Source organism: Stutzerimonas chloritidismutans (genome assembly GCF_038562055.1).
GTDB lineage: Bacteria > Pseudomonadota > Gammaproteobacteria > Pseudomonadales > Pseudomonadaceae > Stutzerimonas > Stutzerimonas chloritidismutans_A.
Genome location: NZ_JBCFXD010000027.1, coordinates 1 through 26,977 on the forward strand (window position 1 = coordinate 1; position 26,977 = coordinate 26,977).

Below are 26,977 nucleotides of genomic sequence, written 5' to 3' on the forward strand. Positions count from 1 at the left end.
GGACTTGGCGCCGTCACCGAGGGACGCGACGATCTCGAACGGCTGGGTGACCTTTTCCAGGTAGGTTTTCAGTTGCGTTTTGAGATTGGAGTCCAACATGAGCAGCGATCCCCTTCTTACGAAATTCAGGTAATAAAACGCCCGGACGGTTCACGCCCAGGCGTTGGAGCTCGGACTGATGAATCGTCCGAAAAACAGCACGTTGGACGCTGCGCTGAGCGCAGCGCCTTTCGGCTGTTTAGATCTTGCCGACCAGATCCAGAGACGGGGCCAACGTGGCTTCGCCTTCTTTCCACTTGGCTGGGCAAACTTCGCCTGGATGCGCAGCGGTGTACTGAGCAGCCTTCAGCTTGCGCAGGGTCTCGGAAACGTCGCGAGCGATTTCGTTGGAGTGAATCTCAACGGTCTTGATCACGCCTTCCGGGTTGATCAGGAAAGTACCGCGCAGGGCCAGGCCTTCTTCTTCAATGTGCACGCCGAAAGCGCGAGTCAGCTGGTGAGTCGGGTCGCCGATCAGCGGGAACTGGGCTTTACCGACAGCAGGGGAAGTCTCGTGCCAGACCTTGTGAGAGAAGTGGGTATCGGTGGTAACGATGTACACCTCGGTACCGGCCTTCTGGAATTCGGCATAGCTGTTGGCAGCGTCTTCGATCTCGGTCGGGCAGTTGAAGGTAAAGGCTGCCGGCATGAAGATCAGCACCGACCACTTGCCCTTCAGGGACTCTTCGGTGACTTCGATGAACTTGCCATTGTGGAAAGCGTTGACTTTGAACGGCTGGACTTGGGTATTGATCAGAGACATCTACTAACTCCTTTTGGGATTCAGAATTTAACGTCGCCTAAGATAACGCAGGCAGCGAGATATGGTTAATTGATTGAGGAAATCAGCCCAATAGACCAAAGCTATCGTAACCATCCTCACCGGCGTCGGCAGCTATGACACCTGGTGGCGGCGACAATTCGAACTTGCTAAACCGACTTTGCTCTGTTGACGCTATGGCCAGAAAGCGCTAACGCCTGCTACGCCCTGCGCGCCGATCTGCGAAGCCCTTGCCATATCGCTTGGACCAAGGCCGCCCAGCAGGTATGCCGGCTGTGCAAAGCCTAGCAGCAGATCAGCGGCGCACTGCCACCCCATGGGGGTCGCCTCTGGGTGCGAGGCCGTAGCAAGTATCGGCGAGAGCACGATGAAATCAACCCCCATCTGCTTTGCCAGCTCCAGCTCGGCCCTGTCGTGGCATGACGCAGCAAGCCATCGCCCCGGCTCGATCGGCCTTCCGGCGCCGGCGTGCCTAACCAACTGCGAGGCCGTCAGATGCCAGCCGGCGTCCGGAAAATCATCGGCCCACTCCAATGGCCCTTTAAGCATCACCTGCGCGCGCCCGGCGCTCATTTCCAGTACTTGAGACGCCAGCGCCAGATACTCGGCATCAGGTAGAGAGGGGCAGCGTAACTGCAGCAGCCGAGTCCCCGCATCAAGCGCGAGCGCCAATCCGCTTAGCAATTGCTGTGGCGCCAAGCGGTCCGGGGTAATCAGATACGACTTCGGCAAACGAGCCGCAGCGATGATTGGCCGGTTCGCCGCCGGAAAGTCATAACGCGGCAAATCCTCTGCCGCGACCCAAGCCAGAGGCTGCCCTTCTGCGCCGTGCGCCTCGCCGACAAACTCAAGCACTTCCCAGACGTCGAGCAACACCTGCTTGTCCGGATAATCGTGGCGTACCTGTATCAGGGGCCTCGCGGCAGTTACGGCAATCCCCAGCTCTTCGGCCAGCTCCCGGGCAAGTGCGGACTCCGCACTCTCGCCCTCTTCCACCTTGCCACCAGGAAATTCCCAGAGGCCGCCCTGGTGCTTGTCCATGGGGCGCTTGGCGATCAGCACATGACCGTTAGCGCCACGGATCACGCCCGCGGCGACGTGGAGCCGTTTCATCTACGAATACCAATCGGCGATCTGAGCGCCCCTGGGACCTGTCGCAGCGGTTTGCGCACGCTGGTCACTGCCAGCGGATCAGGTGCGGTATTCGGCATTGATCCGTACATATTCGTGAGAAAGGTCTGTGGTCCAGATCGTCTCGCTGCAATCACCGCGACCGAGTTCGATACGAATTTCGATCTCTTCCTCAGCCATTACCGCGGTGCCCTGCTCTTCCGTGTAGCTCGGCGAACGACCGCCTTGGCTGGCGATGCACGCGCCCCCCAGATAGACATCGATCTTGCTCACATCCAGATCGGGAACACCTGCACGACCAACCGCGGCCAGAATACGTCCCCAGTTAGGGTCGGAGGCGAACAGTGCCGTCTTGATCAGCGGCGAATGCGCGACGGCATAGCCGACGTCCAGACACTCCTGATGGTTACCACCACCGTTGACCTGAACGGTGACGAATTTGGTCGCGCCTTCGCCGTCACGCACAATGGATTGCGCCACCTCCATGCTGACTTCAAAAACCGCCTGTTTGAGCTTGGTGAACAGCTCCCCGCTAGCCTCCGTGATCTCCACGACGTCAGCCTTGCCGGTAGCGATAAGCATGCAGCAGTCGTTGGTCGAGGTGTCTCCGTCGATGGTGATACGGTTGAACGACTTGTTGGCTGCGTCCCGTAGCAGATCCTGCAAAATCGACTGAGCGACCTTCGCATCGGTAGCGATGTAACCCAGCATGGTCGCCATGTTGGGACGGATCATGCCGGCGCCTTTGGAGATGCCGGTGACTGTGACCGTCACGCCTTCATGCTCGAATTGACGGCTCGCACCCTTGGGCAGCGTATCGGTGGTCATGATGCCGGTGGCGGCTTCGGCCCAGTGGTTTTCATCCAGGTCGGCCAACGCGGCAGGAAGCGCCGCCTCGATCTTCTCAACGGGCAGCAACTCACCGATGACGCCAGTCGAGAACGGCAGGATCGCTTCGGCTTCGACCCCGGCCAGGGCGGCCAAACTGGCACAACTGCGGATCGCAGCCTGCATGCCAGGCTCGCCGGTGCCGGCGTTGGCGTTTCCGGTATTAGTTAGCAGGTAACGTACTGTTCCTTGAGCTCGCTGCTTCGCAAGAATTACCGGCGCGGCGCAAAAGGCATTGAGGGTAAACACACCCGCAACCGTCGAGCCTTCGGCACAACGCATCACGACGACATCCTTGCGTCCAGGTCGCTTGATACCCGCCGAAGCAATACCAAGCTCAAATCCGGCAACCGGGTGCAGTGTAGGTAGGGGACCAAGACCGACAGCCATTGATGCGCTCCTTAAGAAGGAATAGATGGCCTACGGCCACCGAAAATCAGGGATAAAAAGGCCGCGAGCGGCTAGAGCCGGTCGCGGCGCGGGTCACAACAGGCGGATCCGTTTACTGGACCTGTCCGTGGCAATGCTTGTATTTCTTACCTGACCCACAAGGGCAGGGTTCGTTGCGCCCGATCTTCTGCTCGGTACGCGCCGGGGCCACAGCGGCTGCTACATCGCCCTCAGCCTCGGGTTCCTCTTGGTCGGCTTCCAGCGCCGAAACCTCGGCATGCTGGAATTGCATACGCTGCGCCAGTTCCTCGGCCTCGCGGCGCAAACGCTGCTCCTCCTCGGCGGGGTCTTCGCGACGGACCTGCACGTGGGATAGAACCCGAATGCTGTCGCGCTTGATGGACTCGAGCAGCTCCTGGAACAGCGTGAAGGACTCACGCTTGTATTCTTGCTTCGGGTTTTTCTGGGCGTAGCCACGCAGATGAATACCGTGACGCAGATGGTCCATCGTCGAAAGGTGGTCCTTCCACAAGTCGTCCAGCACACGAAGCACAATCTGCTTCTCGAAGGTTCGCAGCGCCTCGGCGCCAGCCAATTCTTCCTTCTCGTTGTAGGCCGCTATCAGTGCTTCGAGGATGCGCTCGCGCAGCGTCTCCTCATACAGTTTCTCGTCTTCGTCAAGCCACTGCTGGACCGGCAGCCGCACTCCGAAATCGCTGTAGAGCACCGCTTCCAGGCCACTGATGTCCCATTGTTCGGGCAACGACTGCGGCGGAATGTGCTGGTTGATGGCGTAATCGAGCGCCTCGCGGCGGAATTCGGCTATGGTTTCGCCGATTTCTTCGGCGGCCAGCAAACTGTTGCGCATGTGATAGATCACCTTGCGCTGCTCGTTGGCGACATCGTCATATTCGAGGAGCTGCTTACGCATATCGAAGTTGCGGCCTTCGACCTTGCGCTGGGCCTTTTCAATGGCATTGGTCACCATGCGATGCTCAATCGCCTCACCTGACTCCATGCCCAGCGCCTTCATGAAGTTCTTCACCCGATCAGAGGCGAAGATGCGCATCAGACTGTCTTCCAGCGACAGGTAGAAACGGCTCGAGCCGGCATCCCCCTGACGCCCGGCGCGGCCACGCAGCTGGTTGTCGATACGACGCGACTCGTGGCGCTCAGACGCGATCACATGCAGGCCACCCGCCTCGAGTACGGCCTGATGGCGCTTCTGCCAGTCTGATTTGATTTGAGCGACCTGATCGTCCGAAGGATTATCGAGCGCCGCAACTTCAACTTCCCAATTGCCGCCGAGCAGGATGTCGGTACCTCGGCCTGCCATGTTGGTCGCGATCGTGACCGCACCTGGGCGTCCTGCCTGGGCAATGATCTCGGCTTCCTTGTCGTGATGCTTGGCATTGAGCACCTTGTGCTCGATGCCTTCGCTGACCAGCAAGCGTGAGACATATTCCGATGTCTCAATGGTCGCGGTGCCCACCAGCACAGGACGGCCGTTGTTCTGGCAATCCTTGATGTCCGCGATGATGGCAGCGAATTTCTCTTCCTGGGTCAGGTAGACCAGGTCGTTGTAATCCTTGCGTGCCAGCGGCTTGTTGGTAGGAATCACCATCACCGGCAGGTTGTAGATCTGCATGAACTCGAATGCTTCGGTGTCTGCAGTACCGGTCATGCCCGACAGCTTTTTGTACAGACGGAAGTAGTTCTGGAAGGTGGTCGACGCAAGGGTCTGGCTTTCCGGCTGGATCGGCAGCCCTTCCTTTGCCTCGATGGCTTGATGCAGCCCCTCGGAGAGACGACGGCCCGGCATGGTCCGACCGGTGTGCTCGTCAATCAACAGCACCTGGTTGTTCTGGACAATGTACTCAACGTTGCGGTGGAACAGCTTGTGCGCACGCAGACTGGAATACACATGGGTCAGCAAACCGAGGTTGTGGGCCGAATACAGACTCTCGCCCTCGGCGAGCAGCCCTGCCTTGGTCAGCATTTCCTCAACAAACTGGTGGCCAGACTCGTTCAGCTCGACCTGACGTGTCTTCTCGTCGATCGAGAAGTGGCCTTCCTGAGTAACGACACCCTCTTCCTCTTCAATGTGCTGTTTGAGCAGAGGAATCAGCTGGTTGATTTGCTGATAGAGCTTGGAACTGTCTTCGGCCTGGCCGGAGATGATCAGTGGCGTGCGGGCTTCGTCGATGAGGATCGAGTCGACTTCGTCGATGACCGCGAAATTGAGTTCGCGCTGGTTCTTTTCTTCCAGGCTGAATGCCATGTTGTCGCGCAGGTAGTCGAAACCGAACTCGTTGTTCGTGCCGTATGTGATATCGGCCGCGTACGCCGCGCGCTTCTCTTCCGGCGGCTGGAAAGGGGTGACGATACCCACCGTCAAGCCCAAAAATTCGTACAGAGGACGCATCCAGTTGGCATCGCGACGCGCGAGGTAATCGTTCACCGTTACAACATGAACACCTTTGCCGGCGAGTGCGTTGAGGTATACGGCCAAGGTCGCAACCAACGTCTTGCCTTCACCGGTACGCATTTCGGCAATTTTGCCTTCGTGAAGCGTCATGCCACCGATCAGCTGCACGTCGAAGTGGCGCATCCCCATAACGCGTTTGCCGGCTTCGCGGCAAACGGCAAAGGCTTCGGGAAGAATTTGATCGAGGGTCTCGCCTTGGCCCAGGCGAGCTTTGAACTCTTCGGTCTTGCTCCGCAATTGCTCGTCGGAGAGAGAGAGCATCTGCTCTTCGAGCGCATTGACGGATTGAACCGCCTTGAGCATGCGCTTGACCTCACGCTCATTCTTGCTACCAAAGAGCTTCTTCATTAAAGGCGCAAACATATCGACAAAGACTTCCATGCTGGGGATGGAGGCACGGCCGCAGGGCCACCACGGCTTCGTGCAAAGGGAGCATTCTACTCGGAAACGTTCGAGAGGAAAGGTGCCTACTGCGCAGGCGAGCCAGCCAATGGCGCCAGGAATCAGACGATTCGACCGCAGGTTTAGCCGACGATGCGTCGATCAGATTGCTAATGCTGCTTCTGTTAACATGTCGGCCCTCCAGTTACGAGCGTCAGCCATGTCGTTTCGCCCTTTGCCGGCCCGAGCGTCCGCGGCGCTGCTGCGCGAGGCCAAACCACTAAAAGCGCTGTTTGGCGAGGCGAGGCGGCTGGATCGCCTGCAGCAACTGGTCGATAGCCAACTGCAGCCCGCGGCACGGGAGTTTTGCCGTGTCGCCTCATGGCGCGAAGGAACCCTGCTATTGATCGTTACCGACAGCCACTGGGCAACGCGACTGCGCTATCAACAACGGCGCTTACTACGTCAGCTGCAATGCATGGACGAATTCAACGGCTTGAGCCGTATTCAGTTCAAGGTTCAGCCCCCGGAAACACCGCGACACAAGCCCGGACCCGCGCCAGAACTGTCGGCGCGAGCAGCAGACAATATCCAGGAAACCGCTCGTGGCATAACGGATCCCAAGCTCAGGGCCGCGCTCGAGCGACTCGCCAGCCACGCCCGCCCCGACCATGATGCCTGACGTGCGTCCACTACACGGCCACATGCCGACATCTGAAAGTCGCACCCTGTGCCAGCCGGCGTTAGCATGTGTGCCGGATCACGCTGAAAAAAAGAGGTTTCAATGGCTAACCATTCGCGCGGCCGCTCATCATGCTGATCGGCGCGTTTCTAGTCGCCGCCTGGCTGATCTTACTGATTCGGTATCCACTTCGAGCGGTGCCGATTTCTTTGGGAGCGCTGCTCGGCCTTGGTGTGGTTGCCGCTTGGGTGATCTGGCAAGAACAACGTGAAGAACATCTACTTGGCCAGCTTGAGCTGCGGATGTCGTATGCACCGACTAGCTGCCCGGCAGGGCAGCCGTTGCGCATCATTCTAGACAACCATAGTCCGAAGCCATTACGCAGCCTGAGCTGGGAGGTAGCCGCCTACTCGCCCGGCTCAAGCCTCAACTTGGTAACCTCCAACTACGATGCGCCACAATACCGCGGCCCAGGCGACCTGCAACCCGGTCAACGCTGGCATTCCTGTGCCCCGCTACCACCCTTGCGCGCGGGCTACCGCAGCCGCAACCTCGACTTTCGCGCCGAGCGGCTTCGAGGGCACTTCGCTGACTGAGCTGAACAGCTCTCATGCAGACGTCACACGGAGGCTTTTCAAACTGCGCCAGTCAGCCTATACTGTATAGATAAACAGTATTTCTTCCAATTGAGCCGAGGTGGCAGATGGCCGTCGAAGTTGTGTACCGAAGCAGCCGGGACCTGGAGCGCCTGTTCATGGATAAAGCCGAAGCCGATCGTCACGACAAAATGCTCGAGCTCGCCGAAGCCTTGGCTGCAGCACTGCAGAAAGCTACGCCGTCACTCAGCGAACAGCAGGCTGAAGACATTGGCGTCTTCATGGCCCGACACCGTGACCTCTTTGCCAAGGCCTTTAAAAACAATCCGGAAGTACTGCAGGAGCTGCCGGCTTCCGCCGAACCGGCCTGACAGTGCCGGAGCGCTATGCTTAGCCCAGGCCGCTAGTGCTTCCTTTTGCCACAGGGCAACACGCTCAGCGGGCGAAACTAGTTAAACAGCATCAGGTCCATTGGGGGCAGTCATCCAATCAGGAACCGGCATGGACAGTCCATTCAAGAAAATCAGTGATGTGTTTCAGCCAGACTACAACGTCAATTTCAGTATTCAGAAACCCGACGGAAGTATTCTGCTGACGCTGACCGACACGATGGGCGTGGCGGTAAAGCGCTTCATCAGTTCCAGCCAATGGCGGGACCAGCAGCAGCTGGAGCGCCTGATTACCAGTCTCCAATTCAGCCTCGCCATCGAACGAGGCGGGCAGACCACCTCCTATCGATTGACCAAGCATTCGCATTCTGCAGCGCAGTAAGGGCCAACCTTATCGCCGGTAGTCTTTGCGCCGCCGATCCTCTGACACAGCTAGAAAAATGCCAACTTCCCTGCCCGTGCAGCGGCAGGCTGCGCCCGTCGTCAGCCCTGCCCCTTATGTAGGTCTGCCGCTGCTGATCAATTAAAGCCAGGCCAAAGCCTTGGCGCGCGCCACCGCCTGCGTACGCCTGGCTACACCGAGTTTGGTGTTGATTCGCCGCGCGTGAGTCTTGACCGTATGCAGCGAAATAAACAGTTGCTCGGCGATCTCTTGGTTCGAACATCCCTGGGCGATGAGACGCAGGACAGTGAGCTCGCGATTGCTTAGGCTGATTTCATCGCCTGAAGCGGCGCTCTCTTCTGGTTCTCGCTCAAATTGCAACAATCGATCACGCAGACTTTCTCCCTTGCCAGCGGGCAACATGCTAGCAAGCCATTGCGGCTGACGATGCTGCAATTCGTAAAGCGGCTTGACCAGATGCTGTCTCGCTGCCTCAGCGAGCGCTTTGCGCAACTCCAGTTCTGCTTCGTCATGCTGGCCATCCACTTGAAGCGCTTCGGCCAGCGTGAAACGACACTCGCAGGCCAGGCCCAACCGTTGAGAACGGAGGTTCTGGTCGATCAGTTCGCGCAATGTGTCGATGGCCAGCGAGCCACGGCCGGACAGTATGTCGATGACCGCAAGATAGCGATGAACCCTCGGAAGCAACTCGTAAAAACCGGACGGTGCAATGTAGGTGTGACCATCGTAGAGCGCCAACACCTGTACGAATATGGCCCTGGCTTTCTTCAGCTGCCCTTGATGCAACCAGGTCACGCCCGTAATCAATGGCAGAATGCCGCGGAAACGCGCTTCCGGCACATGTCGCCACTGAGCCAACCGCTCGGCCTCTCGCAACCAATGGTAAGCCGAAGGGAATTCCTGACTGCGAGCCGCCAGCTCCGCCAGCCCTGCATAGCCGAAAAATACGTACGAATCGCCGCAGGTTTCGGTCTCGGCTCGACCTTGCTGATACGCTTCGCAGGCCGGCTCATCGAGCCCCTGATAGGCGAGCAGATGGCCCCGCAGCAGCTTTAGCCGACCAATAATCGGGCTGTGGCCGACACCGTCGCGTAGCACCATCAAAGACTCTTCGAGAACCCCAACGGCTCGCTCGAACTCGCCGGTGATTTCAAGCAGCTGAATTCGATCGACGCTCAGCATCGCTTCATACAGTACGCTGCCCTTAAGCCGCGCAAGCTTCATGCCTTCGCTGTTGTAATGCTGGGCCAATTCGAGCTGGCTTTCGGCTATCGCCTGTTGAGATAACGCCTGATAACAAAGCACCCGTTGGGCCCAAGCGTGATCAGAAAGGACTTCCAGGGCCTGAAGGCAGTAATCCCTAGCCTCCGGCTCACCTCGTAAACGGGCTAGAAAACCCCGCAAAGCTTGCCACTGAGCAAGTAGCTGCGCCTGGCGCCTTGCATCGGGCTGAGGAAAAAACTTCGCCAGATCGGCGAGGCAATCATCCACTTCATCCAAACGAGCAGAGATGATCAAAGCCCAGCCGTGCAGCACGATCAACCGGGTCGTACTGTTGAACAAGTCTTGCGGCAGTTCACTGCGCCACTTCATGAAGTGCGAAACGTTGTCGCCGATGAGCAATTGCTCCTGCCCGTAGCGCTGCAGGAAGTTGGCTGCGACTTCTGGCTGCCCCGCCCACAGCGCATGCTCCACCGCCTCGCGCATTTCACCTCGATTGGCAAACCACTGGCAGGCACGCAGGTGCGTTTGGGTGGGAGATGCTACCCCGGGTATGCGACGCAACATCAACGCCAGCGGCCGCCACAGGCGGTACCATTCACCACAGTTGTCGGTCTGGCGGATAAACAGCTGGGACGTTTTGAGCACATCGAGAAGATCGCTTCCTATGCCGTCGAGGACGTGCTCACACAACTGCGATGAAAAGCGCGGCATGCGCGCCAACGCGAAAAGTGCGCGGCAAACATCCTCGCTCTGCCCCTCAAGTACTTCGCGCTGCACGTAGTCCCGTAACAGTGAAGTACCAGCGATCAATCGCTCACGAACCGCCTGCTCATCAGCATTCAATAACAGCAAGCTGACACCGGCCAGCCACCCCTCGGTGCCCGACATCAATTGCTTGAATGTGTCATCGGCGAGCTCCAAGCGGTGCGCTTTGAGCAATAACCGGAGTTCACTGGCAGTCAGCGCCAACGCTTCGGCCTCCAGTTCGAATAAGTCACCCTGCAACAATAGCCTGGGCAGCTTCCAAGCGGGCTGCCGGCGACTGCTTACCCACCAGCTGACGGATTCGGGTCCCCTCTCGATAAGCAAGTCGAGACAGGCGTCCAAAGTCGCTGTTACCTCCCGCGGATAATCATCCAACATGATCCAAAGCGGTCGCGTAAAACCATTCAGTAGATCTATGAGGTCTTGCTGAACGTCACCGCTCTCCTCATTTGTGCGGCTCAATACCCGACGCAGTTGGAAATAGAGAGCTTCCGCAGAGAAACCTCTGCCGCCTAGATCAAGCCAGACGAGATGCGTATCGGCAGGTACCAGCCGCGCGCACTCGTTCATCAGCACGCTCTTGCCGAAACCGGCAGGTGCGCAGATCAAGCGCAGTCGGCAAGGGGCATCTAATAAAGCATCGACGAGTCGAGGCCTTGGTATATGCAGCGGCGGGAGCCGCGGGATAGTCGCAATTTGAACCTGCGCGGCGGCTTCTGTGCTGAGGGCACCAGGGTTGAAGCGTACGGACATAGCGAGGTTTCTCTTATTCGTATCAATCCATTGAGGAGCGCGTTGAGCGCTGTCGTCAGCACCCACTCCGGGCAGTCGACGTGTTTTTATCGAGGCGCATCCGCCGTAATAACCTGCACGATTGCGGATCTTTTGTCGACTCACCCTACGAGCATACCGCCCTGACTGGATGGATACCGAGCTCTCTAGTGGCTGAAAAGTATCACTGCCCGCTGACCCACAAATAAAAAAGGCGGCCAATTGGCCGCCTTATTCACCATACAGATGCTACCTAATTAGCGCACCCCGGCATTACGCAGTGCAGCAGGCGTAAAGTCACGGGCCGACGCTTTGTAACCGAACTCGTGCGCCGGTTCTTCGTTACTCAGACCGATAGCGATGTAACGACCGGAGATAATGTCGTATAGCGCCTCGAAGGCATAGGCCGGCACTTTGTGCTGGTAGTACTGCAGCATATGCGCCTCACCGACACGCCACAGTTGGCCACGGCCGTCATAAAGCTCTGATTGCACGATGGTCCATGTGTCTTCATCAACAAAGAAGCGGCGCTTGGCGTAAATATTGCGCTCGCCCTCTTTCAGGTTGGCTTCAATCTCCCAGACACGATGCAGCTCGTAGCGCGCCAGATCCTGATTCACGTGTCCAGCCTTCAGAACGTCGCTGTACTTCACGTCACTAGAGTTGATTTCATAACTGTTGTAGGGGATGTACAGCTCCTTCTTACCAACCAGCTTCCAGTCGTAGCGATCGGGAGCACCGCTAAACATGTCGAAGTTGTCGGTAGTCCGCATACCGTCTGCCGCCGTGCCCGGACCATCATAGGCCACCTGTGGTGCACGCCGCACGCGACGCTGACCGGCGTTGTAAATCCAGGCTTGGCGAGGATCCTTCACCTGATCCAGCGAGTCATGAACCAGCAGGACGTTACCAGCAAGACGCGACGGGGCCGTTACACGTTGTTTGAAAAACAGCAATGCGTTCTTGGCACGCTCAGCATCCAGATCGGACATATCGCTTGGGAATGCCACTTCGTCTTCGAAGTGCACCAACGTGTAACTGCCATTTGTTTGAGGTGTGGCTTGCACAATGTTGCGTTTTACATTGCCGCCACGATAGCGGGTGATGTGGTTCCAAACGACTTCCAGACCATTCTTAGGAATGGGGAACGCGTAGTAGCGACTATCAGAAAAATTGGCGATACCGTTACCACCGTCCACCAGCTCGGTTTTCAACGCACTGATTTTGGCCGCTTCGTAGATTCGATCTGGTACGGCAGCACTGCGGTGAGTCGGGAAAACGCGAATTTTGTAAGTTTCAGGATAGCGCTTGAACATGGCCTGCTGGCCTGCCGTGAGCTTGTCCTTGTACTGGTCGACGTTCTGAGCGGTGATGACAAACTCGGGCTGTTCGCCTTTGAAAGGATTGGTCAGATGGCCGTTATCCAGCGGAGCAGCGTCGGTGGACAGACCGCCTGTCCAGGCCGGAATTGTCCCTTCGGCGTTGCCCGCCTTCTCGGCACCAAGTGGAGTCAATGTATTGCCGAGCTTTGCGGCTTCCTCAGGGGATACTGCAGCCATCACACTGCTTGCCAGCAGCGAGAAAGCCAAGACACTGAATAATTTTTTTGTTGTTTTCATACGCTTCCAGTTCCTCTTGATCTTGTTTTGGCCGGAGGCCTTGTATGTAGACTGGCGCGTAGCGGAGCTCTCGGAAGAGCTCCGTACGGCGTTACTGAAATAGCCTCCTTAGAAGTTCACACCCATGCTGAGGGCAAGAAAGTCGCGATCAACCAGCGTGTTGTAGTCGCCACCGAAAAAATCGGTATAGGACAGGCTGGCTGTATAACGGTTTTGGTAAACCGCATCGACGCCAACGCTCACCGCCTTTGAGCCTTCGTTGAACAGGCCGTTCGGGCCATAGCCATCCACGTCGTGAGAGAAGGACACGTTTGGTGTGAGGTTTACGCCAGCAAATACGTTGCTGTAGTCCGCCAGAGCGCGCAGCCGGTAGCCCCAGGAATTGGCGGTGACGAAACCGTCATTGCCGTATTCCGGCGTATCCAGCCCATAAATGGAGTCACGACCGTAGCGAAGCTCGCTTTTGCTTTCGAGTCCGCCGACATGCGCGTAGCCAATTTCACCGACAACAGTGACTCGTCCGGCGCCCAGCACTTGATCAAAAAAGTGTGTAAAGGTTGTTTGGACCTGGGTCACTTCCTTGCGGTTGTACCCTTTATGCTCCACACCGGCTTGCCCTAGAGCACCAGCCACGTTACCCGTAGCGATGGCACCGCCGATGCCCGTCGCAAGCAGGCCTGTGGTATAGGTCGAGTTGAGCGACACCGGCAGGTTGGGCCTATAACTGATTTCACCCGACCACGCAGTACCCGTAGGGAGCGTCGTCGCGAAGCTAGCACCGTATAGTCGAATGTCTTCAGGATACTCAAGGAAATACTCACCGTTGCTCAGCAGAGCGGGCGATGCCAGTGCGCCGAATGCGGCGCCCGCCGGCAGACCCGGAGCAGGCGATGGCGTGCCAAGCAAGCCAAGCAGAGCGCCAATTTCAGCGGCCGATGCGTTCTTGTAGCCCACCGTCGGCGTACGGCTGTGGTAATTCATGAAATAGGCGCCGTATTCAGCCGTATCGCCCAGCCAGCGGAAGGCAAAACCATATTGACCGGAGTCACGCGCGTCCCGGTCGCCGCCCCTAGGAATGGTTACGCCTTCTGGCCCAACGGTGATCCCCAGATCATCCAGCCCAGCATAGTTTGTCCCAAAGGCTGCATTCAGTTGCTCAATACTCACACCAGCGCCAATGATTGCGTCACGCTGAGCGGCTGACAGAACAGTGTAGTTATCATCGCAACCATCAGCAGCTACATCATTGCTAGCGAAAAACGTCCCACAGTTGTCGATGATCGTTTGATCCCATTCCAGCTGGTAAAACGCCTCCATACTGAGCCGATCACTCAGACTCTGCGATACGTAGAGCATGTTGACCGGAATCAGCCCTTCCTTGATTTCAGCTCCAGGCCGGCGAAACGCCGCGGCGTCAAGCGGGTTGATCGAGTTGATCGAGTTACCAATGAACGTGCTTTCACCCCAGCTGACAACTTGCTTACCAAGGCGAACAGTACCTGGGAGGTCGCCTAGGTAGTAGTTGTGATAGAGGAACGCATCAAGAATCTGAGCACCAGAGGATTGCGCAGCTTCCTTACGATTGCTGTCACTGATGTCTTTGAAGAGACGGCTTTCATCCTTGAGTTCGAAGTCGTACCAGTATTTGCCCCGGATAAACGCGCCGCTGTCTCCATACCGCAGCTCAAGGTCATGGATGCCTTTGAAGATTTTCGAAAAGGTCTCGCCCTTTTTAAAATTCAGTCGGCCGTCGTCGCCGGTCTGTGTATATCCGGTGCCGCCATTTGCAACCCCCACAAGATCCATGTCTCGATCAGTAGTTGACCAGCTGGCGCCAATGGACATTGCAGAATCTAGCTGGCCCTCCACTTCCCCAATATTGAACGTGACAGCATAAGCGGGTGACGCAATGCCCAAAGCGACCGCGAGGGCCAGGGTTTTGGGCTGGAAGATTCCTTGCCTTGTTGTTTTTGTCATGAGGCGCTCCTGGTTGGTTCGAAGTACGTTCACCCTACCCACACGGAGGTTGAGGGTTAAGCGCACTAAGGTTTGATTTGCTCTGTAATCCTTAAGTATGAATAGCCTTACCAGCATTGGTTTTCAGCCGCATACAGGGCTGTCCGCAGCGCAGGCGCTTATGAGGCTATCCGAGAGCTTAGCCGCCAGCAATACAGACGCAAGCCTCTATATAGAGCAGTTGCGACACCTTTCGCGAGAAAATTGTCAGAGCTGCGCGCGACTAGCCGTTGCCTGCTCGATAACTAAACCTCGGGCGGGCGCGCGTGCAATACAGTCTCAACATTCGGGCAGAGAGTGATGCACAGGAGCGTTACCAAAGCGTAACGCGTGAGGCGAAACGAAACAGATGGCGGGCGTATTGATGCAGGGAATCTGGGAGTCGTCGCGATGTGAGAGGAAAGCGCACGGGCCTAGCGATACAGCCCGTGCGATGACGCTATACCTTACATGCCTTTAACAGCGTAGATGCCTGGTGCGTTGCGCCAGTAACCCTTGTAATCCATACCGTAACCAAACACGTAGCGATCAACACAGCTTAGCCCAACATAATCTGCCTTCAGATCTGGGCGAGCCTTGCGCTGATGGTCCTTATCGACCAGCACCGCTGTATGCACAGCGGCCGCGCCGGCATGCCTGCAGAAATCTATGATCGCGCCTAGCGTATGCCCCTCGTCGAGGATGTCGTCGATGATCAGAACATCACGATCCATGAACGAGATTTCTGGCTTGGCCTTCCAGAACAGCTCTCCACCGCTCGTTTCGTTGCGATAACGTGTCGCATGGAGATAGGAGAGCTCGAGCGGGAAATTCAGCTTGGTCACCAGCTTGCCGGAGAAGATCAGCCCACCGTTCATCACACAGAACACCACAGGGTTGCGGGCGCCCAGCTCAGCGTTGATTTTCGCGGCCACCGCGTCGATCGCCGCTTCAACTGCGGCGTCGGGGTACAGACAGTCGGCTTCAGCCATAATCTGGCGGATGTGTGCTAGATCGACGGACATGGCGATGCTCCAGGACAGTTAGAAGATGAAGCAGCCCGGACGGCCACCCCTAAATCAAGGGGCGCGACGATACCGATGCGGCCAGGCGCAGGGCAAGCCCTCTCCTACACATCAATAGCCGGTAACACGTCGATGCATTAATCTACGCCGGTTTATTCGACCGCCGGAGCCAGCCATGACCATTCGAGAGATCCGCCACCCGCTTATTCGCCACAAACTTGGGCTGATGCGCCGTGCCGATATCAGCACCAAGAATTTCCGCGAATTAGCGCAGGAAGTGGGCTCGATTCTGACGTATGAAGCGACTCGGGACCTGCCGCTGGAAAACTACAGCATTGATGGCTGGTGCGGTCCAGTCCAGGTCGAAAAGATTTCCGGCAAAAAAATCACCGTTGTACCGATTCTTCGTGCGGGCATCGGCATGCTGGATGGCGTGCTCAGCTTGATTCCAGGCGCCAAAGTCAGCGCGGTCGGCATTGCACGCAATGAGGAAACTCTGCAGGCGCACACCTATCTGGAGCGTCTGGTTGACGACCTTGATCAGCGCCTGGCGATGATCATCGATCCGATGCTCGCCACCGGCGGATCAATGGTTGCCGCCATCGATATGCTCAAAAAGGCAGGCTGCAAGGAAATCAGCGCACTGGTTCTGGTCGCCGCACCGGAAGGCATTGAGGCCGTCGAGAAGGCACATCCGGACGTCACCATCTACACCGCCTCCATTGATGACCGCCTGGACGAGAACGGCTATATCATGCCCGGCCTGGGCGACGCGGGAGATAAGATCTTCGGCACCAAGCAGAAGGACATCTGAGCATGCCTCACCCCTTGGAAGAGCCGCTCGCGCGCCAGGTACTAGCCGGCGCCCAGATGCTGTTCGTCGCGTTTGGCGCACTGGTGCTGATGCCGCTGATTACCGGGATGGACCCCAACGTCGCGCTGTTCACCGCCGGTATCGGCACACTGTTGTTTCAATTGGTTACCAAACGCCAGGTTCCTGTATTCCTGGCGTCGAGTTTCGCCTTCATCGCCCCCATCATCGCGGCCAAAGGAGACTTCGGTCTGCCCGCCGTGCTTGGCGGCGTGGTGGCGGCCGGTATCGTCTACATGTTCCTTGGCTTTGCGGTTCGCTTGAAAGGTCCTGGGTTCATCGACCGCCTGCTGCCACCGGTCGTGATTGCTCCGGTGATCATATCCATTGGCCTCGCCCTATCGCCTGTCGCGGTCAATATGGCGATGGGTAAGGCCGGTGACGGCAGCGCTCAACTGGTCCCTTATGCCACGGCCATGATGATTTCGATGCCCGCACTGCTCACCACACTGCTGGTGGCGGTGCTAGGCAAAGGCCTGTTTCGACTGGTGCCAATCCTCGCCGGCGTCGCGGTGGGCTACGGCCTGTCGTTCATGTTTGGTGTCGTGGATACAGCCGGGATCGCGGCGGCACCCTGGCTGGCTATTCCTAACTTCGTCGCGCCGGAATTTCATTGGGGTGCCATTCTGTTCATGGTACCGGTCGCATTAGCGCCTGCCATCGAACACATCGGCGGTGTAGTGGCCATTGGTGGCGTGACAGGCAACAACTTCATCAAAAAGCCGGGCCTGCACCGCACATTACTCGGCGACGGCCTGGCCACTTCGGCCGCTGGCCTGTTCGGCGGCCCGCCTAACACCACCTACGCAGAAGTAACCGGCGCGGTGATGCTGACCAAGAACTACAATCCGAAGATCATGACCTGGGCGGCGGTCTTCGCCATCGTTCTGGCATTTATCGGTAAATTCGGGGCAGGACTGCTTAGCATCCCGGTTCCGGTCATGGGCGGCATTCTTTGCCTGCTGTTCGGATCGATTGCCGTGGTTGGCTTGAGCACGCTGATTCGCCATCAGGTGGATCTGGCGGAAGCACGCAATCTCATCATTGTTTCCGTCACGCTGGTGTTCGGTATTGGCGGCATGGCGTTCGGTTACGGCGAGTTCAGCCTGTCCGGTATCTCGCTGTGCGCCATCATCGCGCTGCTGCTAAATCTGGTGCTACCCGGCGGCGAAGGCTGGAAAAACAAGCAGATCGAAGAAAACAGCTAGTCCGTTGAGCCAGTACGCCCGTGCTGGCTTTACCCTTTCGCGGCGCTCCCGGCTTGCAGCTATCCCGACGCGAGACGCGTAGACTGCCGCGATGACTCAAACTTCCATCCCCCACCGCCAACTGGCTGACGAAGCAGTAACTTGCAGCAGCTGCGCCGCATGCTGCTGCCGCCTTGAAGTCATGCTGCTGACCGACACCGGCGTCCCGGAACGCTTCATCGATGAAGACGATTGGGGCGGCCAAATCATGCGCCGTCTGGGCGACGGTTGGTGCGCGGCGCTGGACCGGGACAGCATGCGCTGCACCATCTACAGTCGCCGCCCGCTTATCTGTCGAGAGTTCGAGCTGGGCTCGGATGACTGCCTGGAGGAGCGCAAAGGCTCAGCACGTGCGTATCTGGACGGCTGACGGCTTACGCCATCAGCTTCATGATCGAGCGGTCAGAACGAGGCCCGATAGTGCAGCGCGTAAGTTTCGACGCCGTCATTGGGGTCCTTGATGCCAGCGTTGGAATAGTGAATAGCCCGTAACCCTATCTCCTGTCCGCCAGCGAAACGCAGACCAGCACCGAACCGATCCTCGAACTGAAAGGAGGATCCAAGATCGTTGTTTTCTATTTCGGTGTTTTCGAAAGCCGCGATGCCGATACCCGCTTCCAGGTAAGGTTTTACCGATCCCGTGCTGAACTCGTACACGAACACTGGCGCAAGTGAAATGCTGTGATTGCTTGAGGTCTCGTCACCTTCCCAGTAGGTGTAGCCCGCATCCCAATAACCGGTCAGCCGACCCACACCCGTCTCGAACCAGCTACGATTGAAGTCCATCTGCGCCCCCAATCGATAAGTCATCGTCGACTCGCCTGTACGCCCAACCGCAGCCGTCAGGTCAAGAGCATGGGCTGCAGCCACGTGGCTCAGCGAAACTGCCGCAACTGCAGCGAAGGAGATCAATTTGTTCATGCGAAATTTCCTTATCGAAAGTGGCAAAGCTGTTCGTTTTTTCAATATTGTTTAAGTACAGAGGGCAAGCGCAGCGGGGAGTTCCTAAGCAGAACAGTAGGAAACTGTACCGTTTTCACCCCAAAGTACTGGAAGAACGCCAGCCAATCGCAGGGGATCGCCGCTGCTCCAGAAGCGCACCACCGCCTCGCCTTCGCTTTGCTGTCCGTTGGCCGCCAACAGGGTTTCGAGATGACGCGCGACCGCAGCCCCGGTATCGACCAGAGCGACCGTTGCGGGAAGGATCTCGCGCAACAAGGGCTTCACAAACGGATAGTGGGTGCAGCCGAGAATCAGCGTATCGCACCCCTGCTGGATCAAGGGCTGAACCAGGCTTTCCAACAGCATACGGGTGCCTGGCGTAGCGAGCTCTCCTGCCTCGATACGCTCGACAAGGCCTGGGCATGGCTGCGTAATCACACGCACATCACTGGCAAAACGATCAAGCAACGCTGCAAACTTAGCGCTCTTCAGCGTGCCAGTCGTTGCCAGCACCCCAACCACCCCGCTGCGGGTGGCCCGAGCGGCAGGCTTGACCGCAGGCTCCATGCCAACCACGGGAAGCTGCGGATACTGCTCTCGCAAGTCAGCCACCCCGGCCGCCGTCGCGGTATTGCAGGCCAGTACCAGCGCTTTGACGCCCTGCTCAAGCAGGAAAGCAGCGATGGACCGGCAGCGCTCGCGGATGAATTCCGGACTTTTCTCGCCATAGGGAACGTGACCACTGTCCGCCACATACAGCAACGACTCATGGGGCAGCCGCGCGCGAATCTCCCGAAGCACCGAAAGCCCACCCACACCGGAATCGAAAACCCCTATCGGCCGGTTGTCAGTCACGGCTGCTGCCACAGACGACGCAAGCCGGGTCGCGCTTGACCTTGAGCTCGCGGAATCGACTCGAAAGCGCATCTACCAGCAGCAGCCGGCCAACCATAGGTTCACCGAAGCCGGCCAGCAGCTTGATCGCTTCAAGCGCCTGCAAACTGCCGATCATCCCAACGACAGGGCCAAGAACACCGGCTTCGCTGCAGGTCAGCTCGGCCTCGGAGCCATGGCCGTAAAGGCAGTGATAGCAGGGGCTGCTCTCGACTCTCGGGTCGAACACCGACAGCTGCCCCTCAAGCCGGATAGCTGCGCCGCTCACCAGCGGTTTCACCGCGGCGACACAGGCGGCGTTCACTGCTTCACGCACCGCGAAATTATCCGTGCAGTCCAGCACCAAATCCACCGCTGAGACGGCCGCCCCCAGCGTGTCGGCATCCATCGCGGCACGGTGCGGCACCAGCTTGATCAAAGGGTTAAGGGCAGACAGCCGGGCCATTGCCGAATCCACCTTGTGCATGCCCAGCGACGCGCTGTCGTGCGCAATCTGACGCTGCAGATTGGTCAGGTCGAGCCGATCGAAGTCCGCCAGATGCAGTTCGCCGACCCCGGCCGCAGCCAGATACAGCGCGACCGGTGAGCCGAGCCCGCCAAGCCCGACAATGAGCACACGGCTCTGCTTAAGCTTGAGCTGACCGTCGATATCGACCTGTCTCAGCAAGATCTGCCGGCTGTAACGCAGCAGCTCGTCGTCGCTCAACATGCACATTTCCTCACTTGGTTCATGGCAGCCGCCCGAGGCTGACACGTTCGTGGCCCGCGTAGTCCCTGCAGCTAGCGACATCAACGAAACCGCCGGCGCTCATCAGGTTCCGCACCGCTGAGGCCTGATCGTAACCGTGCTCAAGTACCAACCAGCCGGGTGAACTCAGGTGACTGGGCGCCTGCGCGATGATCAGGCGAATGTCCTCCAAACCATCAACCCCCGACACCAGCGCACTGCTCGGCTCGAAACGCACGTCACCCAGCGACAGATGGGGATCACTGGCAGGGATGTACGGCGGATTGGAGACGATCAACTCAAAACACTGACCCGTAATTGATGAAAACCAGTAACTCTCGAGAAAGGCCGTATTGCCGAGCCCGAGCCGCTGGGCATTACGAGCCGCCAGCGAAACGGCTTCAGTGACGCGATCCACACCGGTGACCTGCCAGGCCGGGCGTTCACTGGCAAGCGCCAGGGCAATCGCACCGGTTCCCGTACCCAGATCGAGAACGCTCGCTGCACTGGCAGGCAGCAACGCCAGCGCTGTTTCCACCAGCAATTCGGTGTCCGGCCGTGGAATCAACGTGTGCGGTGCCACTTCGAGCTCAAGGCTCCAGAATCCCTGGCGTCCCAGAATATATGCTATCGGCTCGCCGAGGCGGCGACGCTCAAGGTGGGCGATAAAGCAGGCCTCGACTTCGGGCAGCACTTCGCGCTCAGGCCAGGTGCGCAGATAGCTCGGCGCCTTGCCCAGCGCGGCGGCGAGCAGCCACTCGGCGTCGAGCTTGGCACTCGGCGAATCGGGTAATTGAGCGGCACGCAGCAGGAAGTCGATTGTCGCCATGCTCGAGGTTTCCAGGACTCAGTTGTATCGCAGTCAGCGAACCAAGCCGGTACGCCGATGAAAAGAGCTGTCAATCACCCAGCGCGGCAAGCTGATCAGCTTGATATTCCTGCAACAGTGGTTCGATTACCTGCTCCACGGCCCCGCCGACCACCTCGTTGAGGGAGTACAGCGTCAAGTTGATACGGTGATCCGTAATGCGACCCTGCGGGAAGTTGTAGGTCCGAATACGCTCGGAACGATCACCCGAGCCCACCAGCAGCTTGCGGGTATCTGAAATTTCCTTGTGCGCTGCGCTGTCTTGCACGTCTTGCAGCTTGGCTGCCAGCCAGGACATGGCGCGCGCACGGTTCTTATGCTGCGAGCGCTCCTCCTGACATTCGACGACGATACCGCTGGGCATGTGAGTGATGCGCACCGCCGAGTCAGTCTTGTTGATGTGCTGTCCGCCAGCGCCTGAGGCACGATAGGTATCGACGCGCAGGTCGGCCGGGTTGATTTCGATCGCGATCTGCTCATCCGGCTCCGGCAGAACCGCAACGGTGCAGGCCGAGGTATGAATACGCCCCTGAGACTCGGTTTCCGGAACGCGCTGGACCCGGTGCGCGCCCGACTCGAACTTCAGTTTGGCGAAGACGTTTTCACCCTCGACCCGCGAGATCACTTCTTTGTAGCCGCCGTGCTCGCCTGGGCTTTCAGACAGGATCTCGACGCGCCAGCCTTGCCGTTCGGCGTAGCGGGAATACATACGAAACAAATCCCCAGAAAAGATCGCCGCTTCATCGCCGCCAGTGCCCGCGCGAATTTCGAGGAACACGTTACGCCCATCCTTGGGATCTTTCGGCAGAAGCATGCGCTGCAGTCGAGCTTCGATCGCTTCGAGCTTACCGCGCGCCTCGGTAACCTCTTCTTCGGCCATCTCACGCACGTCCGGATCATTGTCCTTGAGCAGTGCCTGTGCCCCTTCAAGGTCGGACTGCATCTTGAGAAATTCGCGGTAGGCAGTGATCACCGGCTCGACCTCAGCGTACTCGCGCGAATAGGCGCGAAAACGGGTCTGATCGCTGATCACTTCAGCGTCACCGAGTAACGCTGTCAGCTCTTCGAAGCGGTCCTGCAGAGTATCGAGTTTGTTGAGCAGCGACGCTTTCATGGTTTGTCCGTGCTGTCTTGCAGAGCGAAGAGATCCTGGACGATGCTCAGTGCCTCTACACGCCCTTCGGCAGAAAGTTTTTTCAACTGAACGCTGGGGGCGTGCAGCAGCTTGTTAGTCAATCCCCGCGCCAGCTGCGCCAGCGCGTCCTCGGCAGTGCCGCCATTAGCCAGCAACCGCTGGGCGCGCAGCAACTCATCATCACGAATGCGCTCAGCGTGCTGCCGATAGGCCTTGAGGACATCCACAGCCGCCAGCTCACGCAACCGCGCCATGAAATCGTCAGTGCCGACCGCAACCAGCTCTTCAGCAGCCTGGGCTGCGCCCTGGCGACTTTTGAGATTCTCCGCGACCACCTCATGAAGATCATCGACGGTATAGAGGTAGACGTCATCCAGATCGGCGACCTGTGCCTCTATATCGCGAGGCACCGCAATATCCACCATGAACATCGGTTTGTGCTTGCGCTTCTTCAGCGCCTGCTCAACCGCACCCTTGCCTAGAATCGGCAGCTGGCTGGCAGTCGAACTGATGACGATATCGCTGCTGTAGAGCTCCTGCGGGATATCGGCAAGCAAGATGGCATGGGCACCGAACTGCTCGGCCAGTGCGCTTGCGCGTTCGAGGGTACGGTTGGCAACCACGATGCGCTTAACGCCCTGCTCGTGCAGGTGCCGAGCAACCAGGGTGATGGTTTCGCCGGCGCCTATCAGCAATGCCTGACTCCGATCAAGGTTGGCGAAGATCTGCTTGGCCAGGCTGACCGCCGCGAAGGCGACCGAAACCGGGTTTTCACCAATGGCAGTGTCAGTACGTACAGTCTTGGCGGTACTAAAGGTCGCCTGGAACAGACGCCCCAGCAGCGGGCCGACGCTACCGGCCTCGCGGGCCACCGCATAAGCGGACTTCATCTGCCCGAGAATCTGCGGCTCGCCCAGCACCATCGAATCCAGGCCGGAGGCCACACGCATCATGTGCCGCACGGCCTGGTCGTCGGTGTGCACATAGGCACAGGCTTTGAGGTCATCGAGACTCAAGCGATGGTAGTTGGCCAACCAGGCCAACACCGTCTCGGCCTCGAGCTGCTCCTGCTCCAGGTAAAGCTCGCTGCGATTGCAGGTCGACAGAATAGCGGCTTCACGCGTGGGTGTGACACGACACAGCTGCTGCAGCGCCTCCACCATCTGTTCGGGCGTGAACGCCACACGCTCGCGCACGTCCACCGATGCGGTCTTGTGATTAATGCCAAGCGCGATGAAAGCCATGCAGGATCGCTGATTCGAAAACGGAGCGCGCGATTCTCCTACTTCGCCTGCCTCAGAACAACCATTGCCAGACATTGTCTGTTACGGACCAAACCCACAAAACGCTGGGCCAAACCCGAGCCGTGTGCTTGCCTGGCGGCTTGTGTCATCATGCCGCGACCGCAGACCAGCCTAAGTTTCCTATGAAAAAACTCCTCGCCATCAGCGCCGCTCTATTTCTCGGTGGCTGCCAAAGCTTTATGCAGAGCCCCCCTGACAGCGGCCCGCCAATCGAGGAAGTCATGGCGGAGCCTGCGGCAAAAAGTCCAAGCGAGTACGGCTCGTTCAGCAGCGACACCCTCTATGCATTATTGGTGGCAGAGCTGGCCGGCCAGCGCAACCGCTTCGATATCGCCTTGGGCAGTTATGTCCAACAGGCCAACGCGACCCAAGATGCCGGCGTGGCAGAGCGCGGATTCCGTATCGCCGAATACCTCGGCGCCGACCAGGCAGCGCTGGATACGGCGATTATCTGGGCGAACAATGCACCGGATAATCTCGACGCTCAGCGCGCGGCGGCCATTCAGTTGGCCCGCGCAGGGCGCTACGAGGAATCGCTGTCGTTCATGGAAAAGGTGCTCAAGGGTCAGGGGGACACGCATTTCGACTTCCTCGCGCTGTCCGCCGCTGAAACTGATCCGGACACGCGTAGCGGTCTGCTCAAGAGCTTCGACCAGTTGCTGGCGAAGCATCCCGACAATCCCCAACTGAAATTTGGCAAGGCCGTCCTGCTACAGCAGGATGCTCGCCCGGAAGAAGCACTCGCGCTGCTTGAGGAGCAACCGTCCAACGAGCAGGAAATTCCGTCGATTTTGCTCCAGGCGCGCCTGTTACAGATTCTGGAGCGTGGCAACGAGGCCATGCCGCTGCTGGAAAACAGCCTCCGCTTGCATCCCGAAGATAAGCGCTTGCGCTTGACCTATGCGCGCCTGCTGGTGGAGCAGGATCGGTTCGAGGACGCAATGGGCGAATTCGCCACACTGGTCCAGCAGCACCCCAGCGACGATGACTTGCGCTTCTCACTGGCGCTGGTATGCCTTGAAGCGCAGGCCTGGCGCGAGGCGATCGTTTACCTGGAAGAGCTGATTGACCGCGGGAGCCATCTGGACGCCGCGCATTTCAATCTGGGTCGCGCGTACCGTGAGTTAGGCAAAAATGAGCAGGCATTGGCCGCGTTCGCCAAGGTCGGGCCTGGCAATGAATACCTGCCAGCGAAACTGATGCAGGCGGAGCTGCTGTTTGCCCTCGGCCGCAACCATGAAGCGTCACAGCTGTTAGCAAGCGCTCGTGCCGAGCAGCCTGACTACGCTATTCAGCTATACCTCATTGAGCTGGAAGCACTCTCCGGGCAGCAGCAGATAGAAGCGGCATGGGAACTGACGGAACAGGCGCTGAATGAATTTCCTGACGACCTGAACCTGCTCTACACCCGGGCCATGATTGCGGAGAAGCGTGGCGACCTGGCTCAGCTGGAGCGAGACCTTCGCTACATCATCGAGCGCGAGCCCGACAATGCAATGGCTATCAATGCGCTCGGCTATACCCTTGCTGACCGCACCGAGCGCTATGAGGAAGCACTCGAGCTGATCGAACAGGCTTACCGTATCAATCCTGACGATGCGGCAATTCTCGACTCGCTTGGCTGGGTCAACTATCGACTGGGCAATCTGCAGGAGGCAGAAGCCCAGCTGCGCAAGGCGCTTGAACGCTTTCCCGATCATGAAGTCGCCGCTCACCTTGGCGAAGTACTGTGGTTTGCTGGCAAGCAGCGCGAAGCGCGCGCCATCTGGGCGAAAGCGCTTAAGGAAAACCCGGACAGCGTCCTCCTGCGCGAAACCATCAAACGCCTGACAGGCTCGGAGAAACCCTGACCCATGAAGCTGATGCGTAACCTGCTGATCTCCACCTTTGCCCTGCTGCTGGCTGGTTGCGCCGGTCTTGGCCCGCAAGAAACAGTGGAAGGCCCCGGCAATGCCGAGGACTGGAAAACCCATAAAGCCCGCATCAGCGAGATTGACGGCTGGCAGATCAGCGGCAAGATTGGAATCCAGGCACCACAGGATTCAGGCAGCGGCACCTTGTTCTGGCTGCAGCGCCAAGGCTACTTCGACATCCGCCTTTCTGGTCCACTGGGGCGTGGCGCGACGCGCCTGACAGGCCGCCCTGATGCGGTGGCACTGGAAGTCGCCGGCCAGGGACGCTTCGAGGCCGATTCGCCAGAAGCATTGGTCGAAAGCCAGCTGGGATGGCAACTGCCTGTTTCCCACCTGCTCTATTGGGTACGCGGCCTTCCCGCTCCGGATAGCCGCAGCCGCATTGCGCTTGATCCCAACGGGCGGCTGGCGAGCCTGCAGCAGGATGGTTGGGACGTTCAGTATCTGAGTTACACCGAGGAGAATGGATACCCACTGCCAAACCGCATCAAACTGGCAGGCCGAGACCTCAAGATCACCCTGGTGGTGAAGGACTGGCAACCGCGCCAGCTCGGACACTGATGCGCGCGCTGACACTTCCCGCCCCAGCCAAACTCAACCTCATGCTGCATATCCTCGGCCGTCGCGCCGACGGCTACCATGAGCTGCAAACGCTGTTTCAATTCCTTGACCACGGTGACGAGCTGACCTTTACAGCTCGAACCGATGGACAGATTCGATTGCACACGGACCTTCCCGGCGTCGACCACGACAGTAACCTGATCGTCCGCGCTGCACGCCTGCTCCAGACCCACAGCGCCTGCACCCTCGGCGCCGACATAAAACTGATCAAGCGCCTGCCCATGGGCGGCGGCATCGGCGGCGGAAGCTCCGACGCGGCCACTACCCTGCTGGGCCTGGATTTCCTCTGGCAGACTCGCCTTGGCGTAGATCGACTGGCGGCTATCGGCCTGACGCTGGGCGCCGACGTGCCAGTGTTTGTCAGAGGCCGCGCGGCCTTTGCAGAAGGGGTCGGTGAACGCCTGCAGCCAGTCGAATTGAGCGAACCCTGGTACCTTGTCGTCGCTCCGCAAGTCTCTGTTAGTACAGCGGAAATATTTTCCGACCCAGAGTTGACACGCAATACCCCGGCCATTACAGTTCGCAGCCTTCTTGCAGGGGGCGGTCATAACGACTGTCAGCCGGTAGTCGAGAGGCGTTACCCAGAGGTTCGTAACGCTTTGAGCTTGTTGAACAAATTTGTTCCAGCAAGAATGACCGGCACTGGAGCTTGTGTGTTTGGGAGCTTCCCAAACAAAGGTGAGGCTGATAAAGTTTGCCGCCAACTTCCAGCCGATTTACCAGCATTCACTGCTCAAGGTCGCAATATTTCGATGCTGCACCGAAAGCTCGCAAAGCTGGCACAGGAAGCAAGTGGTTAGAGGTTGTACGTTACAGGGGCGTCGCCAAGCGGTAAGGCACCAGGTTTTGATCCTGGCATGCGTTGGTTCGAATCCAGCCGCCCCTGCC

Annotated in this window: 24 protein-coding genes and 1 tRNA gene; 11 read left to right on the forward strand and 14 right to left on the reverse strand. The window is 58.5% G+C overall.

Features of this window, described 5'->3' with window-relative positions; all coding sequences use genetic code 11:
* Positions 1–238 precede the first annotated feature (238 nt).
* The 4 genes from ahpC to secA all read right to left on the reverse strand — a co-directional run bounded on the left by ahpC (position 239) and on the right by secA (position 6,080).
* Entirely contained in the window at positions 239–802 is a 564-nt protein-coding gene (gene ahpC, locus AAGW23_RS21655; RefSeq protein ID WP_046162591.1) for an alkyl hydroperoxide reductase subunit C, read from the reverse strand.
* Positions 803–994: 192 nt separating this feature from the next.
* Positions 995–1,933, reverse strand: a complete 939-nt coding sequence (locus tag AAGW23_RS21660; RefSeq protein ID WP_342408299.1) for a Nudix family hydrolase — start codon at positions 1,931–1,933, stop codon at positions 995–997.
* A 78-nt stretch (positions 1,934–2,011) separates the two neighbouring features.
* Positions 2,012–3,229: a bifunctional glutamate N-acetyltransferase/amino-acid acetyltransferase ArgJ gene (gene argJ, locus AAGW23_RS21665; protein WP_342408300.1), complete on the reverse strand. Its 1,218-nt coding sequence runs from the start codon at positions 3,227–3,229 to the stop codon at positions 2,012–2,014.
* A 112-nt stretch (positions 3,230–3,341) separates the two neighbouring features.
* A complete protein-coding gene (gene secA, locus AAGW23_RS21670; RefSeq protein ID WP_342408301.1) occupies positions 3,342–6,080 on the reverse strand; it encodes a preprotein translocase subunit SecA in 2,739 nt (912 codons plus the stop codon).
* 238 nt (positions 6,081–6,318) lie between these two features.
* Between secA and AAGW23_RS21675 the strand changes: the two genes are divergently transcribed.
* From AAGW23_RS21675 to AAGW23_RS21690, 4 genes are all read left to right on the forward strand, one after another.
* Positions 6,319–6,780: a DUF721 domain-containing protein gene (locus tag AAGW23_RS21675; protein WP_342408302.1), complete on the forward strand. Its 462-nt coding sequence runs from the start codon at positions 6,319–6,321 to the stop codon at positions 6,778–6,780.
* Positions 6,781–6,911: 131 nt separating this feature from the next.
* Positions 6,912–7,376 carry a multidrug transporter gene (locus tag AAGW23_RS21680; RefSeq protein WP_342408303.1) on the forward strand — a complete coding sequence of 155 codons (465 nt, stop codon included), beginning with the start codon at positions 6,912–6,914 and terminating at the stop codon, positions 7,374–7,376.
* A gap of 107 nt (positions 7,377–7,483) precedes the next feature.
* A complete protein-coding gene (locus tag AAGW23_RS21685) occupies positions 7,484–7,747 on the forward strand; it encodes a YebG family protein (RefSeq protein WP_342408304.1) in 264 nt (87 codons plus the stop codon).
* A gap of 130 nt (positions 7,748–7,877) precedes the next feature.
* Positions 7,878–8,147 (forward strand): DUF3509 domain-containing protein, encoded by a 270-nt coding sequence (locus tag AAGW23_RS21690; protein ID WP_342408305.1) that lies wholly within the window; start codon positions 7,878–7,880, stop codon positions 8,145–8,147.
* 141 nt (positions 8,148–8,288) lie between these two features.
* On the opposite strand, the gene AAGW23_RS21695 is transcribed toward AAGW23_RS21690, so the two are convergent.
* The 4 genes from AAGW23_RS21695 to AAGW23_RS21710 form a co-directional block, all read right to left on the reverse strand.
* Positions 8,289–10,910, reverse strand: a complete 2,622-nt coding sequence (locus AAGW23_RS21695) for a LuxR C-terminal-related transcriptional regulator (protein ID WP_342408321.1) — start codon at positions 10,908–10,910, stop codon at positions 8,289–8,291.
* A 275-nt stretch (positions 10,911–11,185) separates the two neighbouring features.
* Positions 11,186–12,547: a DUF1329 domain-containing protein gene (locus AAGW23_RS21700; RefSeq protein WP_342408306.1), complete on the reverse strand. Its 1,362-nt coding sequence runs from the start codon at positions 12,545–12,547 to the stop codon at positions 11,186–11,188.
* 108 nt (positions 12,548–12,655) lie between these two features.
* Positions 12,656–14,524: a DUF1302 domain-containing protein gene (locus AAGW23_RS21705; RefSeq protein WP_342408307.1), complete on the reverse strand. Its 1,869-nt coding sequence runs from the start codon at positions 14,522–14,524 to the stop codon at positions 12,656–12,658.
* Between the two features lie 485 nt (positions 14,525–15,009).
* On the reverse strand, positions 15,010–15,567 hold the full coding sequence (locus AAGW23_RS21710; protein WP_342408308.1) for a hypoxanthine-guanine phosphoribosyltransferase: 558 nt from the start codon (positions 15,565–15,567) through the stop codon (positions 15,010–15,012).
* Positions 15,568–15,742: 175 nt separating this feature from the next.
* Between AAGW23_RS21710 and upp the strand changes: the two genes are divergently transcribed.
* The 3 genes from upp to AAGW23_RS21725 all read left to right on the forward strand — a co-directional run bounded on the left by upp (position 15,743) and on the right by AAGW23_RS21725 (position 18,055).
* Positions 15,743–16,381 carry a uracil phosphoribosyltransferase gene (gene upp, locus AAGW23_RS21715; protein ID WP_342408309.1) on the forward strand — a complete coding sequence of 213 codons (639 nt, stop codon included), beginning with the start codon at positions 15,743–15,745 and terminating at the stop codon, positions 16,379–16,381.
* Between the two features lie 2 nt (positions 16,382–16,383).
* Positions 16,384–17,646 carry a uracil-xanthine permease family protein gene (locus AAGW23_RS21720; RefSeq protein ID WP_342408310.1) on the forward strand — a complete coding sequence of 421 codons (1,263 nt, stop codon included), beginning with the start codon at positions 16,384–16,386 and terminating at the stop codon, positions 17,644–17,646.
* A gap of 91 nt (positions 17,647–17,737) precedes the next feature.
* Entirely contained in the window at positions 17,738–18,055 is a 318-nt protein-coding gene (locus AAGW23_RS21725; RefSeq protein ID WP_342408311.1) for a YkgJ family cysteine cluster protein, read from the forward strand.
* A 32-nt stretch (positions 18,056–18,087) separates the two neighbouring features.
* Here the strand turns inward: AAGW23_RS21725 and AAGW23_RS21730 are convergent, their stop codons facing one another.
* The 6 genes from AAGW23_RS21730 to hemA all read right to left on the reverse strand — a co-directional run bounded on the left by AAGW23_RS21730 (position 18,088) and on the right by hemA (position 23,495).
* Positions 18,088–18,606 (reverse strand): acyloxyacyl hydrolase, encoded by a 519-nt coding sequence (locus tag AAGW23_RS21730; protein ID WP_342408312.1) that lies wholly within the window; start codon positions 18,604–18,606, stop codon positions 18,088–18,090.
* A gap of 84 nt (positions 18,607–18,690) precedes the next feature.
* A complete protein-coding gene (gene murI / locus AAGW23_RS21735) occupies positions 18,691–19,494 on the reverse strand; it encodes a glutamate racemase (RefSeq protein ID WP_425540850.1) in 804 nt (267 codons plus the stop codon).
* Complete coding sequence (locus AAGW23_RS21740) at positions 19,475–20,230, reverse strand: molybdopterin-synthase adenylyltransferase MoeB (protein ID WP_342408314.1); 756 nt, start codon at positions 20,228–20,230, stop codon at positions 19,475–19,477. The genes murI and AAGW23_RS21740 overlap by 20 nt, the downstream gene beginning before the upstream one ends.
* A gap of 19 nt (positions 20,231–20,249) precedes the next feature.
* Positions 20,250–21,077 (reverse strand): peptide chain release factor N(5)-glutamine methyltransferase, encoded by an 828-nt coding sequence (gene prmC / locus AAGW23_RS21745; protein ID WP_342408315.1) that lies wholly within the window; start codon positions 21,075–21,077, stop codon positions 20,250–20,252.
* A 70-nt stretch (positions 21,078–21,147) separates the two neighbouring features.
* The gene (prfA, locus tag AAGW23_RS21750; protein ID WP_342408316.1) at positions 21,148–22,230 is read right to left on the reverse strand and encodes a peptide chain release factor 1; all 1,083 of its coding nucleotides are present in this window, start codon (positions 22,228–22,230) and stop codon (positions 21,148–21,150) included.
* Positions 22,227–23,495, reverse strand: coding sequence for a glutamyl-tRNA reductase (hemA, locus tag AAGW23_RS21755; RefSeq protein WP_342408317.1), 1,269 nt, complete (start codon positions 23,493–23,495; stop codon positions 22,227–22,229). Before hemA ends, prfA begins: the two co-directional genes overlap by 4 nt.
* Positions 23,496–23,677: 182 nt before the next feature.
* On the opposite strand from hemA, the gene AAGW23_RS21760 reads away from it, so the two are divergent.
* From AAGW23_RS21760 to AAGW23_RS21775, 4 genes are all read left to right on the forward strand, one after another.
* On the forward strand, positions 23,678–25,405 hold the full coding sequence (locus AAGW23_RS21760; protein ID WP_342408318.1) for a tetratricopeptide repeat protein: 1,728 nt from the start codon (positions 23,678–23,680) through the stop codon (positions 25,403–25,405).
* Positions 25,406–25,408: 3 nt separating this feature from the next.
* On the forward strand, positions 25,409–26,029 hold the full coding sequence (gene lolB, locus AAGW23_RS21765; RefSeq protein WP_342408319.1) for a lipoprotein insertase outer membrane protein LolB: 621 nt from the start codon (positions 25,409–25,411) through the stop codon (positions 26,027–26,029).
* Positions 26,029–26,889: a 4-(cytidine 5'-diphospho)-2-C-methyl-D-erythritol kinase gene (gene ispE / locus AAGW23_RS21770; protein WP_342408320.1), complete on the forward strand. Its 861-nt coding sequence runs from the start codon at positions 26,029–26,031 to the stop codon at positions 26,887–26,889. Before lolB ends, ispE begins: the two co-directional genes overlap by 1 nt.
* A 14-nt stretch (positions 26,890–26,903) precedes the next feature.
* Positions 26,904–26,975 (forward strand) — tRNA-Gln (locus AAGW23_RS21775).
* Positions 26,976–26,977: the final 2 nt, after the last annotated feature.

Excerpts from the sequence above, each read along its gene's own strand:
- ahpC (WP_046162591.1), bottom strand. The coding sequence starts at position 802 with ATGTCTCTGATCAATACCCAAGTCCAGCCGTTCAAAGTCAACGCTTTC.
- AAGW23_RS21660 (WP_342408299.1), bottom strand. The coding sequence starts at position 1,933 with ATGAAACGGCTCCACGTCGCCGCGGGCGTGATCCGTGGCGCTAACGGT.
- argJ (WP_342408300.1), bottom strand. The coding sequence starts at position 3,229 with ATGGCTGTCGGTCTTGGTCCCCTACCTACACTGCACCCGGTTGCCGGA.
- secA (WP_342408301.1), bottom strand. The coding sequence starts at position 6,080 with ATGTTTGCGCCTTTAATGAAGAAGCTCTTTGGTAGCAAGAATGAGCGT.
- AAGW23_RS21675 (WP_342408302.1), top strand. The coding sequence starts at position 6,319 with ATGTCGTTTCGCCCTTTGCCGGCCCGAGCGTCCGCGGCGCTGCTGCGC.
- AAGW23_RS21680 (WP_342408303.1), top strand. The coding sequence starts at position 6,912 with ATGCTGATCGGCGCGTTTCTAGTCGCCGCCTGGCTGATCTTACTGATT.
- AAGW23_RS21685 (WP_342408304.1), top strand. The coding sequence starts at position 7,484 with ATGGCCGTCGAAGTTGTGTACCGAAGCAGCCGGGACCTGGAGCGCCTG.
- AAGW23_RS21690 (WP_342408305.1), top strand. The coding sequence starts at position 7,878 with ATGGACAGTCCATTCAAGAAAATCAGTGATGTGTTTCAGCCAGACTAC.
- AAGW23_RS21695 (WP_342408321.1), bottom strand. The coding sequence starts at position 10,910 with ATGTCCGTACGCTTCAACCCTGGTGCCCTCAGCACAGAAGCCGCCGCG.
- AAGW23_RS21700 (WP_342408306.1), bottom strand. The coding sequence starts at position 12,547 with ATGAAAACAACAAAAAAATTATTCAGTGTCTTGGCTTTCTCGCTGCTG.
- AAGW23_RS21705 (WP_342408307.1), bottom strand. The coding sequence starts at position 14,524 with ATGACAAAAACAACAAGGCAAGGAATCTTCCAGCCCAAAACCCTGGCC.
- AAGW23_RS21710 (WP_342408308.1), bottom strand. The coding sequence starts at position 15,567 with ATGTCCGTCGATCTAGCACACATCCGCCAGATTATGGCTGAAGCCGAC.
- upp (WP_342408309.1), top strand. The coding sequence starts at position 15,743 with ATGACCATTCGAGAGATCCGCCACCCGCTTATTCGCCACAAACTTGGG.
- AAGW23_RS21720 (WP_342408310.1), top strand. The coding sequence starts at position 16,384 with ATGCCTCACCCCTTGGAAGAGCCGCTCGCGCGCCAGGTACTAGCCGGC.
- AAGW23_RS21725 (WP_342408311.1), top strand. The coding sequence starts at position 17,738 with ATGACTCAAACTTCCATCCCCCACCGCCAACTGGCTGACGAAGCAGTA.
- AAGW23_RS21730 (WP_342408312.1), bottom strand. The coding sequence starts at position 18,606 with ATGAACAAATTGATCTCCTTCGCTGCAGTTGCGGCAGTTTCGCTGAGC.
- AAGW23_RS21740 (WP_342408314.1), bottom strand. The coding sequence starts at position 20,230 with ATGTTGAGCGACGACGAGCTGCTGCGTTACAGCCGGCAGATCTTGCTG.
- prmC (WP_342408315.1), bottom strand. The coding sequence starts at position 21,077 with ATGGCGACAATCGACTTCCTGCTGCGTGCCGCTCAATTACCCGATTCG.
- prfA (WP_342408316.1), bottom strand. The coding sequence starts at position 22,230 with ATGAAAGCGTCGCTGCTCAACAAACTCGATACTCTGCAGGACCGCTTC.
- hemA (WP_342408317.1), bottom strand. The coding sequence starts at position 23,495 with ATGGCTTTCATCGCGCTTGGCATTAATCACAAGACCGCATCGGTGGAC.
- AAGW23_RS21760 (WP_342408318.1), top strand. The coding sequence starts at position 23,678 with ATGAAAAAACTCCTCGCCATCAGCGCCGCTCTATTTCTCGGTGGCTGC.
- lolB (WP_342408319.1), top strand. The coding sequence starts at position 25,409 with ATGAAGCTGATGCGTAACCTGCTGATCTCCACCTTTGCCCTGCTGCTG.
- ispE (WP_342408320.1), top strand. The coding sequence starts at position 26,029 with ATGCGCGCGCTGACACTTCCCGCCCCAGCCAAACTCAACCTCATGCTG.